The sequence below is a fragment of the Streptomyces sp. NPDC036813 genome (assembly GCF_055609245.1).
This window is the reverse complement of the sequence record NZ_JBVJPV010000003.1, coordinates 290,942-304,903: the sequence shown is the minus strand read 5'-3', so window position 1 is coordinate 304,903 and position 13,962 is coordinate 290,942. Positions and strand designations below refer to the sequence as shown.

Here is a 13,962-nt window from a genome sequence, read left to right as displayed (position 1 = left end):
ACGGCCACCCCTTCGTCGTGAACGCGCGACGGAACGCTTACGCGCCGATCTTCTGCTTCACCTGAGCGAGCGACGGGTTCGTCAGCGTCGAACCGTCCGGGAAGAGCACGGTCGGCACCGTCTGGTTTCCGCCATTGGCCTTCTCCACGAAGGCCGCGGACTCCGGGTCCTGCTCGATGTTGATCTCGGTGTACGCGATGCCCTCGCGGTCCAGCTGGCTCTTCAGCCGGCGGCAGTAGCCGCACCAGGTGGTGCTGTACATCGTCACAGTGCCCAGCATGTCGTCGTGCTCCTTCGGCGGCTCGGGATCAGGTGCTCGCTGAGGGGAGAACGTACTTGAAAGGGCCACCATTCCCGCGGCCGGTACCGACCCGCGGGTGACACCGGTCGCACCGCCCCCGCCGACACCCGTCGCCGGGGAGTGACGCCTGTCGCATTAGTACGACTGCGGGCCCCTGCCTGTGGACAACGGCCGCAGCCGTCGCGGCCGACCTGGCAGCATGGCCATGTGACAGCAGCAACGCATTCCTCCCTCGTCCCGCAGGTACCGGACTCGGCCGACGCGGTGCTCGAAGGGCTCGACCCCGAGCAGCGCGAGGTCGCGACCTCCCTGCACGGGCCGGTGTGCGTGCTGGCCGGAGCCGGAACGGGCAAGACGCGGGCGATCACCCACCGCATCGCCTACGGGGTGCGCGCCGGCATCCTGCAGCCTTCCAGCGTGCTCGCCGTCACCTTCACCAACCGGGCCGCGGGAGAGATGCGCGGCCGGCTCCGCCAGCTCGGAGCGCAGGGCGTGCAGGCCCGCACGTTCCACTCCGCCGCCCTACGGCAGCTGCAGTACTTCTGGCCGAAAGCGATCGGTGGCTCCATGCCCCGGCTCGTCGACCGCAAGATCCAGCTCGTCGCCGACGCGGCCGCCGCCTGCCGCCTCCGCCTCGACCGCGGTGAGCTGCGCGACGTCACCGCCGAGATCGAGTGGGCCAAGGTCACCCAGACCGTCCCCGCCGACTACGCGCCCGCCGCCACCAAGGCCGGCCGTGAGACCCCCCGCGCCCCGGCCGAGATCGCCCAGCTGTACGCCGCCTACGAGGACCTGAAACGGCAGCGCGCCGTGATCGACTTCGAGGACGTCCTGCTGCTGACCGTCGCCGTGCTGCAGGACCGGCACGACATCGCCGAGCAGGTGCGCAGCCAGTACCAGCACTTCGTCGTGGACGAGTACCAGGACGTCAGCCCCCTCCAGCAGCGCCTGCTGGAGTTGTGGCTCGGCGACCGGGACTCCCTGTGCGTCGTCGGAGACGCCAGCCAGACCATCTACTCCTTCACCGGCGCCACCCCCGACCACCTGCTCGACTTCCGGCTGCGCCATCCCGGCGCCACCGTGGTCAAGCTGGTGCGCGACTACCGCTCCACCCCGCAGGTCGTCCGCCTCGCCAACGGCCTGCTCGCCCAGGCCAGCGGACGCGCCGCCGACCACCGCCTCGAGCTGGTCTCCCAGCGGGCGCCGGGCCCGGAGCCCGTCTTCGCCGAGTACACCGACGAGCCCGCCGAGGCCGAGGGCTGCGCGCGCCGCATCCGCGAGCTGCTCGACGCGGGCGTCCCGGCGAGCGAGATCGCCGTGCTGTTCCGCACCAACGCCATGTCCGAGACCTACGAGCAGGCCCTCGCCGACGCGGGCGTGCCCTACCAGCTGCGCGGCGCCGAGCGGTTCTTCGACCGCCCCGAGGTGCGCAAGGCGGGCATGGCCCTGCGGGGCGCGGCCCGTTTCGGCGGGAACGACTCCGCCCTGGACGAGGCCGTGGACCTGCCCTCCCAGGTTCGGGCCGTGCTCTCCGGCGAGGGCTGGACCTCCGAGCCCCCGGCCGGCTCCGGGGCCGTCCGCGAACGCTGGGAGTCACTGGCCGCCCTGGTCCACCTCGCCCAGGACTTCGCCGCCGCCAAACCCGGCGCCACCCTCGCCGACCTGGTCGCCGAGCTGGACGAGCGGGCGGGCGCCCAGCACGCCCCGACCGTGCAGGGCGTCACGCTCGCCTCCCTGCACTCCGCCAAGGGTCTGGAGTGGGACGCCGTCTTCCTGGTCGGTGTCGCCGAGGGCATGATGCCGATCACCTACGCGCGCACCGACGAACAGATCGAGGAGGAGCGCCGGCTGCTCTACGTCGGCGTCACCCGCGCCCGCGAGCGCCTGTATGTCTCCTGGGCACTCTCCCGCTCGCCCGGCGGCCGTCCCAACCGCCGCCCCAGCCGGTTCCTGGACGGGCTGCGCCCCGGCTCCTCCGGTGCTGCCGGGCGAGGCGGCGCGGGCGGCGCGGGCGGCGTGGAGCGGGGCTTCGGCAGCGGCGGCCGTGCGGCGGCCGAGCCCGCCCCGCGGCGCAGAGCGCGCACCCCGGCGCGCTGCCGGGTCTGCGGGCGCACCCTCACCGACGCCGGTGAGATGAAGCTGATGCGCTGCGAGGACTGTCCCTCCGACATGGACGAGGGCCTGTACGAGCGGCTGCGGGACTGGCGCGCGGAACAGGCCCGGCTCAGCGGGCAGCCGGCGTTCTGCGTCTTCACCGACCGCACGCTGATCGCGATCGCGGAAGCCGTGCCCGACGACGAGCGGGAGCTGTCGCGCATCCCCGGCGTGGGCGCCCGCAAGCTGGACCGCTACGGCGCCGACGTCCTGGCCATTTGCGCAGGCCGAGACCCGGGCGACGGCGGTGCGGGGGACAAGATCGACGACTGATGCGAACTCGTCGAAAAAATAGTTTGCGCATGCCCCAGCGATCCCCATAGGTTCTTAGGCACGGGAACAGCGGCCTTCTCAAAGGCCCTGATGCCGTGTTGTACTTGCATATCCGTTGGGCTGGTTCATCCCAGTCCTTGAGACGCCGAGAGGAGGCGAGTCCAGTGACCAACATCAACGCCAACTACACCAGCACCACGGCCAAAATGACCGATCGCTCGACCGTCTCCCTGTGCATGCTCGGCGCCTCGAACCAGGGCACCGGTCTGTCCGGCATCCGTGCCGTGCGTCCGGCGTCCTCCATTGCCCCCGCGGGTCTTCCTGTCCGCGAGCGCAATGAGCGACCGACCAAGGCACTGGAAGCAGCAGTAGCGGCACAGGCGCAGGCCTATGCCTTTACGGCGACCGGTGCCGGTGTCCAGAAGCAGACGACGCACCACCACCTGATGTGGGCCTTCCGTGGGCCAGAACCCTGGAGTGATCCAGCCTGATTCGATCAGGCCGGCGCCTTCAGGGCCGCGGAACCCCATCCGGGATCCGCGGCCCTTCTGTTTTTCCCGAACGGGGACGGCAGAGCGAAGGGGCCCGGGACAAGAAAAGAACCCGGTACCAGCCGCCAACCGGCCAACAGGCCGGAACGACCAGACGAGGAAGACGATCCGTGCATCTCGAAGCGCACGCCCCGTCCGTACCGCCTTCCGACACGATCCCCAAGCCCGGCTCCACGGAGGACCCGTTGACCCCGCTCACCGCGCTCACCGCGCTTGACGACGCCATCGAGAACCTGGGCGTACCCGTCCCGTGCCGTTCCTACGACCCGGAGGTCTTCTTCGCCGAGTCGCCCGCGGACGTGGAGTACGCCAAGTCCCTCTGCCGCACCTGCCCGCTGATGGAGGCATGCCTCGCCGGTGCCAAGGAGCGGCGTGAGCCGTGGGGTGTCTGGGGTGGCGAGCTGTTCGTGCAGGGTGTCGTCGTCGCCCGGAAGCGGCCGCGTGGTCGCCCGCGCAAGAACCCGGTCATGGCATGAACACCATCGCAGGAACGATCGACCGCCCCCTCACGCACGACCCCCAGAAGCAGGCCCCGATGAAGCCGTCCACCAGCGAGCCCAGCGGCTCCGCGATCGAAGACGTCACCACCACCGGCGCGACCGACTCGCGCCAGAACAGGACCCGAGAGATGCAACTCATCCCAGAAGCCATGGCCCGTGCGCATATGCACGAGCGACTGCAGGAGGCCGAGCGGGACCGTCAGGCCGTGCGTCTGGCGGCCGCCCAGCGCATGCAGCGCAGGGCCGAGCGCGCCTCGCTGCGCGCCCGCCGCGCGCTCGCCATGGCGGTCATGCACTGACGGCGGCCAAGCCCTGACGCGGTCACGCACTGATCCGCCGGCACCGAGGGGCCACCGCCGACGGCGGGTGGCCCCTTGCCACGGCGGCGGACCCTGCCACGGCGGGCGGCCCGCGTCACGGCCGGTGGTCCCTGTCACGGCGGGGGGCGCATCGCCACGGCGGGTGGAGCACCGCCACGGCCGATGGTCTCTGCCACGGCCGATGGTCTCTGCCACGGCCGGTGGTCCCCGCCGCGGCGGGTGGCCCGCGCCCCGGCGGGAGGCGCACCGCCACGGCGGGTGGCCCGTGCCGCGGCGGGTGGCGCATCGCCACGGCGGGAGGCGCACCGCCACGGCGGGTGGCCCGTGCCGCGGCGGGTGGCGCATCGCCACGGCGGGTGGAGCACCGCCACGGCCGATGGTCCCTGCCCCGGCGGGTGGCGCACTGCCACGGTCGGCGGTCCCACTGCCACGGCGGGTGGCCCGCCACAGCCGGTGTCCCTGGCACGGCGAGTGGCGCACCGCAGCGGCCTCCCGTACCGGGAGGCGTGGCGCCTCGTGGGGGCCGGTCCGTCCAGCACGGACCGGCCCCCACGGGCGTTGTGCCCGGCGATCAACCGGCCCGGGCGTTATCGTCGCCGGATGACGAGCCTTCCCGGCAACGGCAACAGGGGCAACGGTGGCGGCTCCCCGGAGCCCCGGCCTCCGGTGTGTGCCCGCTGCGGAACCACGGCCACCGAACCGCAGCCCACCACGTGGACCTTCTCCGTGGAGAACGGAGTCCGCCGCTACTTCTGCGACGCCTGCTCCCGGGAGAATCTCCGTGCCATCGAGGGCCGCCTGGACTCGTCCTGGTGGTGACGGACCCGGCCCGGCGGCGAACCGAGGGGCCGGCCCGCCCCTTCGCCCGCCTCTACGCCTGCGCCGCCGGCTTCTCCTCGTCCGCGATGTCCTCAGGGACGAACCCCGGCAGCCACTCCTCCAGCTCCTCGCGCATCCGGACCGTCGCGCCGAGCTGGCACAGCACGCCGATGGTGCTCAGCGTCACCCGGTGTATCAGGAGATACGCCGGCGGGAGGTTGAGCCGCTTGCCGAGCTGGTAGGCGGGGGAGCGCGGGTCGGCGACCCGGGCGGCCTGACTGCGCATCCACCCCCGGCTGAAGGTGAACTCCTCCACCCGGGCCGGCTCGATGATCGGCAGCAGATAGTCCAGGACCGCTTCCGGGTCGAGGTCCATCGACTCCTTGACGAAGCCCTCGGCGCACAGCAGCTCGTAGACCGCCTCGGCCTCGCCGTCGAGCGTCATCCGCAGGGAGTCGCCGATCGGTGTGGGCAGTCCGCCCGGCAGCCGGTCGACGGTGCCGAAGTCCAGTACGCCCAGACGCCAGTCGTCCTCACCGCCCGGACCGCCGGGCAGCAGACGGAAGTTGCCCGGATGCGGGTCGGCGTGCAGCAGGCCGGTGCGCGCGGGGCCGGAGAACAGGAACCGGGCCAGCAGCTGCCCGGCGCGGTCCCGCTGCTCCTGCGTGCCGTCGGCGATCACTTCCGACAGCGGGATGCCGTCCATCCACTCGGTGACGAGGACCTGCTCGCACTGGTGGACCACCGCCGGCACGACCACGTCGGGATCGCCCGCGAACTCCTCCGCGTGCGCCTGCTGCGCCTGGGCCTCCAGGCCGTAGTCCAGCTCCTCCGAGACGCGGTCCCTCAACTCCGTGATCAGCGGCTTGATGTCCATCCCGGGCACGAGCGGACCCAACAGGCGGGCGAAGCGGCTCAGTTGGTTCAGATCGGAGAGCAGCGCCTCGCCGGCCCCCGGGTACTGCACCTTGATCGCGACCTCGCGGCCGTCGTGCCACACGCCCCGGTGCACCTGGCCGATCGAGGCCGCGGCGGCCGGCTTGTCCTCGAACTCATCGAACAGCTCGTGCCAGTCCTCGCCGAGCCGCTCGCGCAGCACGGCGTGCACCGTGCGGGTCGGCATGGGCGGCGCCGCGTCCTGCAGCTTGGTCAGGGCGGCACGGTAGGGCCCCGCGACCTCCTCGGGCAGCGCCGACTCGAAGACGGACAGCGCCTGCCCGAACTTCATCGCGCCGCCCTTCAGCTCGCCGAGCACCTTGAACAGCTGCTCCGCCGTGCGCTGCTGCAGCTCGCGGCCGACGATCTCCGCGGACTCGCCCACGATCCGCTTGCCCAGCCCCCAGGTCGCCCGGCCCGCGAAGCCGAGCGGAAGCGCGGCGAGTTTGGCGGTCCGGGTGACCGCCTTCCGAGGAAGATCAGACATGCGCCCTCCAAGTCCCAGCCGGCCGCGCCGCGCGTGCCTGACGGCGTACCCGAATCGACGACCGTTGTACAGCCATTGTCTCGTGCGCTTCCCCGTCCTCTAAGACCCCTTCCCCTTCGGCTTTCGCCGGGCTGCGCAGGGCCGCGGCGCAGGGGCAGTCCGGATGAGGCCACACCGGTCGCGCGTGCCACTGCAGCCCCGGCAGGGACACCTCCCAGCGAGTGTCCACCGCGGCGATGGAGCGGCGGTCGAGGAAGGCGAGCGCGTGCGCGGCGGCCAGCCCGGCGACCGTGGTGGCGAGGGTGAGGTCACAGGGTCGCACGGGCCGCTGCCGTCCGGAGCGCCACTGGGCGATCATGCGGGGCCAGGCCGCGTCCCGGTCGGTACGGTCCCGGTCCAGACAGCCCGCGCAGGCACTCTCGCCGGGCAGGACGAGGGGGCCGACCACACCGGTCGCCTCCACCACGCCCGCGTACAGGTGAGGGGTGCCGGAGGCGACGAGCGCGTCCGCGGCGGACGGGGCGGGGGCGTGCACGGCGACGTCGTCCCGCGGGGCGATGATCACCAACGACAGCACGGGCTCGTCGTCCTCGAGACGGGAGTGCGGGGTGCGGCGCGGTGGTCGGTCCGGGGCGGCCCGGCGCGCGGTGCGGCGTGCGGCTTCGTCCCTGCGCTCGCCGACCGCCTCCACGGGCACGCCGCAGGGCGCGACGTCCCACGGCTCGACTCGGCCGGTGTCGCGGACGTCGACCTCGCCGACGCCTGCGGCGGACAGCAGCGCGGCCACGGCCGACCCCACGCGTCCGGCTCCGCGCACCTGCACGCGCGCACTGCGGCGGGCGGCGAGCAGGGAGATCGCCTCGCCCGGTTCCGACGTCGTCAGCGACAGTGACTCCAGGTCCGGCCGCAGCCGGTCGAGGACGTCCTTCTTGGCGCGCAGCGCCGCGGCGGCCCGGCCGCCGCCGCGCGCGTCGTCGAGCAGGCCGGCCCGCGCGAGCCGCTCCACCAGCCGGTCGACATGGCCGTCGGGCAGGTCCATGCGGGGTGCCTGCTCCCGCAGCAGAGGCAGCCCGCGGGTGCCGTCGAGCAGTTCGAGGAAGCTGCCCGTCGCCGTGTCCACCGGGCCCAGCGTCAGGGCGTGCGTCGGTGTCATCCCGAACTGCACGGTGTTCAGATCGCGCCAGCCGCGCCGCAGCGCGGGTTTCACCACTGGATGCATGACAGGCCCCCGTAGCCCGAGAAGGTCGGCAAGGTCACAGACAAGGTCAAGATCACGAAGTGAATCCAAATCCCCCTGTGCCGGCGGGGCGGGGGCGTGGGGGCGTCCTCGCCCCGCCGACGCATGCCAGCATGCCCGGCCCGGCCGCACGGCGCCGAAAGTTGTCCACAGGTGACGGGATTCGTCGTACTGGTCGTACGGATCAATCCGGCACATCGTCGTACACGCCGGTCGTACAAATCCGGCGCTCGGTGGGGCATCGGAACACAACCGTTCGCGAGCCGGGACTTCCACCGTGTGCAGCGGGTAACGTCGGGGCGTGTCCGCCGACCCCCTGCACCGCGCCGGAGCGCCACAGCGCAAGCCGACGAGCCCGCCGCCCGCCGGCTCGGGGACGAGCGCGATCGAGGTGCGCAGAAGCAGTCGCCGACGCCGGACGGTCTCGGCCTACCGCGAGGGTGACCGCACCATCGTGCTCATCCCCGCCCGCATGTCCGAGGCGGAGGAGCGGCGCTGGGTCACGGTCATGCTCGACAAGCTGGCCGCCCAGGAGAGCAAGCGGAAGCTGGGCGACGCCGAGCTGGCCGAGCGTGCCGAGCGCCTGTCGGCGCAGTACTTCGGCGGGCGCGCCCGCCCCGCCTCCGTGCGCTGGGTCACCAACCAGAACACCCGCTGGGGCTCCTGCACCCCCGCCGAGGGCAGCATCCGCCTCTCGCACCGGCTGCAGGGCATGCCGGAGTACGTCGTCGACTACGTCCTGCTGCACGAGCTGGCCCATCTGCTGGTGCCGGGTCACGGCCCGGACTTCTGGCGGCTGCTGGACGCCTATCCGCGCACCGAGCGGGCCCGCGGTTATCTCGAGGGCGTGGTCGCGGCCGACCGGCTGCCGCACGTGCCGGGGGCGCGCGGAGAGTGATCGCGCGGACCGTCTGTGCAGCAGCCCGGCCGCCGTTGTGTAGCGGCTCTGTACCGGCCTCGGCCGATGTCCGGGTTTGCCGTTAGCCTGGCGCGACGCACTCGCTTTCGGGATGGGGGACGGTCGTAACGCATGCCCAGGGAATTCCAACGCGGCCACAAGGCCAGGATCAGTGACCTCACCGCGGGCACGGATCTGTACGTCGGCGTGCAGATCTCCGCCCCCGGGCTGAGCTTCGACATCAGCTGCTTCGGACTGGACGCCGCCGAACGGCTCTCCGACGACCGGTACTTCGTCTTCTTCAACCAGCCGAAGTCCCCGGAGGAGGCCATCCAGCTGCTGGGCTCCCAGGCGGGCGACACGGAGTCCTTCCGTGTCACGCTCGACAAGATCCCCCCGCACATCCAGAAGCTGTCCTTCACGGCGACCATCGACGGCGCCGGGCAGATGGCGCAGATCGACCCCGGCTATCTGCGGATCGTCGCCGGCGGCGAGGAAGTGGCCCGGTACTCCTTCAGCGGCGCGGAGTTCTCCACCGAACGCGCCGTCATGCTGGGCGACCTGTACCTGAAGGACGTGTGGCGGTTCGCCGCCGTCGGGCAGGGCTTCGACGGCGGTCTGGAGGCGCTGCTGAAGAACTTCGGCGGCGAGGTGCTCGAAGAGGAGGCGCCCGCGGCGCCCCCGCAGCAGCCGCAGCCGCCCCAGACCGGTGCCGCTCCCGGCTTCGCCCCGCCCGCGTTCGGTGCGCCCGCGGGCCCCGCCGCGGCCCCGGCACCCGCTCCGGCCCCCGCCGCGCAGGGCTTCGCGCCGCCGCCGGGAGCCACGCCGCCCCCGGCTCCCGCCCCGGCGCCCCAGCCGTCCGTGCACGCCCAGCCCACCATCGTCGCGCCCCTGACGCCGCACGGCAGCAACCCGCACACACCCCCGCCGCCGCCCCCGCCCGCCCCCTACCCGGGACCCAACGTCCCGCACGGCCCGCACCCCGGCCAGGCGACCATGCCCCTGCCGCCCGGCTACGCGCAGCCCCAGGCCCCGCACTCCCCGACCCCGCCGCCCGGTTACGGCCAGCAGCCGCCCGCTCCCGGTTACGGGCAGCCGCCGACGCCCCCCGGATACGGCCAGCAGCCCTCCTACGGCCAGATCCCGGGCCAGCAGGCGTACGGCGGCGTCCCCCAGGGCGCTCCGCAGGGTCCCGGTGTCGCAGCCGCGCTCCAGCAGTTCAAGGAGACGCCGACCGGCCAGCGCTGGACGCAGCAGAACAAGAAGCTGGTCCGCGTCGACCTCGGCATCGGCGGCCAGCCCGTGCTCGCCCGGCAGGGCAGCATGGTGCTTTACCAGGGCAAGGTGGACTTCAGCTACAAGGGTGCCGGCTTCGCCGGGCGGATCGTCGGCAACGCCACCGGCCAGGAGATGCAGTTGATGCGCTGCACCGGCCAGGGCCAGGTGTTCCTCGCCGAGAACTCCACCCACCTGCACCCCATCGAGCTCCAGGGCGACGCGATCTGCGTCTCCGCGGAGAACGTCCTCGCCTTCGACGAGAGCCTGCAGCACGAGGTGCGCCGCATCGAGGGCCACGGCATTCCCGGCGGCGCCCTGTTCACCATGCAGTTCCAGGGCACCGGCACGATCGTCGTGAAGACGCACGGCACGCCCGTCGTCCTGCCGGTCACCCCGACCACGTTCGCCGACTGCAACGCCGTCGTCGCCTGGTCGGCCGCCTCCCAGGTGATCGTCTCCAGCCAGGTGCGGATGCGTCGCAACGCCTACCCGGGCGACACCGGGGAGAGCGTCAACCTCCAGTTCCGGGGCGCTCCCGGCAACTTCATCGTCGTCCAGCCGTACGAGGTCTGAGGGAGCCCGTCATGAACCAGCCGCTCGCGGGCTTCGCCCCCGCACCCGTCACCGCCCGTATGGAGAACCACGGCAACCACATGCTGAAGGTCGCCATGCAGAGCGGGCACGACCTCCTCGCACGCGTGGGCTCGATGGTCGCCTACGAGGGCTTCATCCAGTACGAGCCCAACCCGCCGGCCGTGCGTCAGATCGCCCGGGACTGGATCACCGGCGAGGGCGCCCCGCTGATGAAGTGCTCCGGCGACGGCCTGCTGTACCTCGCCGACTACGGCGCGGACGTCGTCGTCATCCAGCTGGGCGGCGACGGCATCTCCGTCAACGCCACCAATCTCCTCGCCTTCGACGCCCATCTCTCCTGGGGCGTGGAGCGGGTGAAGGGGCTGGCGAAGTTCGCCGGACAGGGCCTGTGGAACACGAAGATCTCCGGGCAGGGCTGGGTCGCGCTGACCTCCCGGGGCAAGCCCATCGTCGTCGACTGCGGCGGCGGCGAGGACGAGACGTATGTCGACCCGGACGCGCTGGTCGCCTGGTCCCCGAACCTGAAGGTGAAGGGCAAGCGCAGCTTCAAGGCGCAGTCGCTCATCGGCCGCGGCAGCGGTGAGGCCTACCAGATGGCCTTCTCCGGCCAGGGCATCGTCGTCGTCCAGCCCAGCGAGGACAGCACCGACCGTCTCCGGTTCCGGGGCTGAGGGGGAGCCAGAAAGCCATGCAGAGCCCGCTTTTCGCCCACAACGACCTGCAGACCTCCGAGCGCTGGAGCCTGCAGAACAAGCAGATGCTGCGCGTCACCCTGGAGGGCCACGACGACATCCTGGCCCGCAAGGGCACGATGGTCGCCTACCAGGGCCTCGTCGAGTTCGACGCCGAGTACCGCAGCAACAACCAGGCACGCGCGCGTGCGTACACCGGCGAGGGACTGGACCTGATGCGCTGCCACGGGCAGGGCACCGTGTACCTCGCGAACCTCGCACAGCACGTCCATGTCATGGACGTCGAGCAGGACGGGCTGACCGTCGACAGCTCCTACGTCCTCGCCATGGACTCCTCGCTGCACCACGAGGTCATCGCCGTCGACAGCCTCTACGGCATCTCCGGCTCGGGGAAGTACCAGCTCAACATCACCGGGCGCGGCAAGGTCGCCCTGATGACGTCCGGGGCGCCGCTGCTGATGCAGGTCACCCCCGACAAGTACGTCAACTGCGACGCCGACGCCATCGTCGCCTGGTCCACCGGGCTGCGCGTGCAGATGCAGGCCCAGACGCACTCCTCGGGCGTGTGGCGGCGGCGCGGCAGCACCGGCGAGGGCTGGGAGCTCAGCTTCATGGGCAACGGTTTCGCGCTGGTGCAGCCCAGTGAGCTGCTGCCGCCGCAGAACGCCCAGATCGGTCAGGGCCTCGCCGCCCAGTTCGGCATGGGACAGCAGGGCGCGCGCGGGCAGAACCAGGGCAACGTCTGGAGCTGAGCCTTCCGAGCAGGCCAAAAGTAAGGGGCGCCCGTCAGCCGCGGACGCCCCTTACACGTTCAGAGCGTGGCTCGGCCGTTCACAGCCGGGCGCGGGTCGCCTCCAGCAGCCGTACGACCGAATCGTCGGCCACGTCAGCGACCTCGTCGTAGGCGAACCAGCGCAGGTCGAGCGACTCGTCGCTGATCTGCTCCACCGCCCCGGCGGGAGCCAGCGCCGCGTACTGGACGTCGAGGTGCCAGGCGCACGGTGTGAGGTGCCGGTCGAGGCGGACCGGACCGCCGGGCAGCAGGCGCAGCCCTTCGACGCCGGACTCCTCGGTGCCCTCCCGCAGGGCGGCGGCCGCCAGGGAGGCGTCCTGCGGCTCGCAGTGGCCGCCCATCTGCAGCCACATGCGCAGCTTCCGGTGCAGGGTGAGCAGGACCCGCCCGTGTTCCGGGTCGATCACCAGCGCGCTCGCCGTGATGTGGCCCGCCTCGCAGGCCTTCCACATGCCGTCCGGGTGGGCGGCGAGATGGTCCAGGTAGACCTGGCGCAGCTCTTCCTGGTCCTCGTACCCCTTCAGGACGAGGACCGCGTCGTCGTACAGGCTCACTCGGTTTCGTCGCCGCCCTCGGGCTTGCCGTCCTCGGCGCTCTCGTCCTTCTTGCGCAGGTCGGGCTTCGCGCCGCCGGCGGCCTCGCCGAGCATCTTGTCGAGCTCGGAGAAGTCGATCTGCTCGCGGTGCACGAAGCCGTCCGGGTCGTCCAGGTCGGTGGCCGTCGGCAGCATGTCCGGGTGGTGCCACAGGGCGTCCCGGCCGTCGACCCCACGCGCGTCCGTGAGCGAGGCCCACAGGCGGGAGGCGTCGCGCAGGCGGCGCGGACGCAGCTCCAGACCGATCAGCGTGGCGAACGTCTGCTCCGCCGGGCCGCCCGAGGCGCGGCGGCGGCGCAGCGTCTCGCGCAGCGCGTCAGCCGACCCCAGCCGCGGCTTGGCGGCCGCGTGGACCACCGCGTCCACCCAGCCCTCCACGAGGGCCAGAGCGGTCTCCAGACGGGCCAGGGCGGCCTTCTGCTCCGGGGTGTCCTCCGGCTGGAACATGCCCTGCTGAAGAGCCTGCTGCAGTTCCTCGGGGTTCTGTGGGTCGAACTGACCGACCACGTCCTCCAGCTTGGCCGTGTCGACCTTGATCCCGCGCGCGTAACCCTCCACGGCGCCGAACAGGTGCGAGCGCAGCCACGGCACGTGGGCGAAGAGACGCTGGTGGGCGGCCTCGCGCAGGGCCAGGTACAGCCGCACCTCGTCCTGGGGGACGCTCAGGTCCTTGCCGAAGGCCTCGACGTTCAGCGGCAGGAGGGCCGCCTTGCCGGCCGGGCCCAGCGGCAGGCCGACGTCGCTGGAGCCGACGACCTCGCCCGCGAGGACGCCGACGGCCTGCCCGATCTGCGTGCCGAACATGGCGCCGCCCATCGAGCGCATCATGCCGATCAGCGGGCCGGCCATGGCCTGCATCTCCTCCGGCAGGATGTCCCCCATGGCGCCGCCGACCCGCTCGGCGACCGGGTCGACGAGCTCCTTCCACGCGGGCAGGGTCGCCTCGACCCACTCCGCGCGACTCCAGGCGACGGCGGACGCCGAGCCGGACGGCAGCGACGTCGCGTCGTCGAGCCACAGGTCGGCCAGGCGGACCGCGTCCTCCACGGCCTTGCGCTCGGCGGGGCCGACGCTGGCGTCCTTGGTGCCGTCCGGGGTGCCCTGGGAGACCGTCTGGCGGGCGATCTGCTTGGCCATGTCCCAGTTCACCGGGCCGCCCTCGTAGGAGAGCATCTGGCCCAGCTGCTGGAACGCGGCGCCCAGGTCGGTGGGGTTCAGCGAACCGAACATGGCAGCGAGCGGATTGTCCGCGCCGCCTCCCAGGCCTCCGGCACCGGGCAGCCCGAAACCGAAGGGGTTGGACGGTCCCTGACCACCACCGCTCTGCTGGTCCTTCTTCTTGCCCTCGTCGCCGTCTTCCGGCTCCTCCGGCGGAAGGCCGAAACCGAATGGGGTGTCACTCACGGGATTCCTCGGCTGGTAAGGCCGCCGGTCTCTCTCCGACGGCACGACTGCCCGACAACACCACCCAGCCTAGACACCGCGAGCCGTTCGGGCCTCGGTGCTTCGCCGAGTGAACGCCTGCGGCAGGATG

Annotated in this window: 14 protein-coding genes; 9 read left to right on the top strand and 5 right to left on the bottom strand. The window is 72.2% G+C overall.

What is annotated here, in order from left to right:
• Positions 1-37: 37 nt before the first annotated feature.
• The gene (locus ACZ67Q_RS08955; RefSeq protein ID WP_189942747.1) at positions 38-280 is read right to left on the bottom strand and encodes a mycoredoxin; all 243 of its coding nucleotides are present in this window, start codon (positions 278-280) and stop codon (positions 38-40) included.
• Between the two features lie 228 nt (positions 281-508).
• On the opposite strand from ACZ67Q_RS08955, the gene ACZ67Q_RS08950 reads away from it, so the two are divergent.
• From ACZ67Q_RS08950 to ACZ67Q_RS08930, 5 genes are all read left to right on the top strand, one after another.
• Positions 509-2,728 (top strand): ATP-dependent DNA helicase UvrD2, encoded by a 2,220-nt coding sequence (locus ACZ67Q_RS08950; protein WP_471178368.1) that lies wholly within the window; start codon positions 509-511, stop codon positions 2,726-2,728.
• 206 nt (positions 2,729-2,934) lie between these two features.
• Entirely contained in the window at positions 2,935-3,219 is a 285-nt protein-coding gene (locus tag ACZ67Q_RS08945; protein WP_471178941.1) for a hypothetical protein, read from the top strand.
• 170 nt (positions 3,220-3,389) lie between these two features.
• Entirely contained in the window at positions 3,390-3,755 is a 366-nt protein-coding gene (locus ACZ67Q_RS08940) for a WhiB family transcriptional regulator (RefSeq protein ID WP_471178366.1), read from the top strand.
• The gene (locus tag ACZ67Q_RS08935; protein WP_471178363.1) at positions 3,752-4,078 is read left to right on the top strand and encodes a hypothetical protein; all 327 of its coding nucleotides are present in this window, start codon (positions 3,752-3,754) and stop codon (positions 4,076-4,078) included. Before ACZ67Q_RS08940 ends, ACZ67Q_RS08935 begins: the two co-directional genes overlap by 4 nt.
• Positions 4,079-4,699: 621 nt before the next feature.
• Complete coding sequence (locus tag ACZ67Q_RS08930) at positions 4,700-4,918, top strand: hypothetical protein (RefSeq protein WP_471178361.1); 219 nt, start codon at positions 4,700-4,702, stop codon at positions 4,916-4,918.
• Between the two features lie 52 nt (positions 4,919-4,970).
• Here ACZ67Q_RS08930 and ACZ67Q_RS08925 read toward each other — a convergent pair whose 3' ends face one another.
• Positions 4,971-6,341 carry an ABC1 kinase family protein gene (locus ACZ67Q_RS08925; protein WP_471178358.1) on the bottom strand — a complete coding sequence of 457 codons (1,371 nt, stop codon included), beginning with the start codon at positions 6,339-6,341 and terminating at the stop codon, positions 4,971-4,973.
• Positions 6,334-7,560 (bottom strand): ThiF family adenylyltransferase, encoded by a 1,227-nt coding sequence (locus tag ACZ67Q_RS08920; protein ID WP_471178356.1) that lies wholly within the window; start codon positions 7,558-7,560, stop codon positions 6,334-6,336. Before ACZ67Q_RS08920 ends, ACZ67Q_RS08925 begins: the two co-directional genes overlap by 8 nt.
• A 319-nt stretch (positions 7,561-7,879) precedes the next feature.
• Here ACZ67Q_RS08920 and ACZ67Q_RS08915 point away from each other — a divergent pair, with 319 nt between their 5' ends.
• The 4 genes from ACZ67Q_RS08915 (at position 7,880) to ACZ67Q_RS08900 (ending at position 11,792) form a co-directional block, all read left to right on the top strand.
• Complete coding sequence (locus ACZ67Q_RS08915; RefSeq protein WP_471178354.1) at positions 7,880-8,476, top strand: M48 metallopeptidase family protein; 597 nt, start codon at positions 7,880-7,882, stop codon at positions 8,474-8,476.
• Positions 8,477-8,608: 132 nt separating this feature from the next.
• The gene (locus tag ACZ67Q_RS08910) at positions 8,609-10,327 is read left to right on the top strand and encodes a TerD family protein (RefSeq protein WP_471178351.1); all 1,719 of its coding nucleotides are present in this window, start codon (positions 8,609-8,611) and stop codon (positions 10,325-10,327) included.
• An 11-nt stretch (positions 10,328-10,338) separates the two neighbouring features.
• Positions 10,339-11,019, top strand: coding sequence for an AIM24 family protein (locus ACZ67Q_RS08905; protein ID WP_471178348.1), 681 nt, complete (start codon positions 10,339-10,341; stop codon positions 11,017-11,019).
• 17 nt (positions 11,020-11,036) lie between these two features.
• Positions 11,037-11,792: an AIM24 family protein gene (locus ACZ67Q_RS08900; RefSeq protein WP_471178346.1), complete on the top strand. Its 756-nt coding sequence runs from the start codon at positions 11,037-11,039 to the stop codon at positions 11,790-11,792.
• A 79-nt stretch (positions 11,793-11,871) separates the two neighbouring features.
• Here the strand turns inward: ACZ67Q_RS08900 and ACZ67Q_RS08895 are convergent, their stop codons facing one another.
• A complete protein-coding gene (locus ACZ67Q_RS08895; RefSeq protein ID WP_471178343.1) occupies positions 11,872-12,387 on the bottom strand; it encodes an NUDIX hydrolase in 516 nt (171 codons plus the stop codon).
• Entirely contained in the window at positions 12,384-13,832 is a 1,449-nt protein-coding gene (locus ACZ67Q_RS08890; RefSeq protein WP_471178340.1) for a zinc-dependent metalloprotease, read from the bottom strand. Before ACZ67Q_RS08890 ends, ACZ67Q_RS08895 begins: the two co-directional genes overlap by 4 nt.
• Between the last annotated feature and the right edge of the window lie 130 nt (positions 13,833-13,962).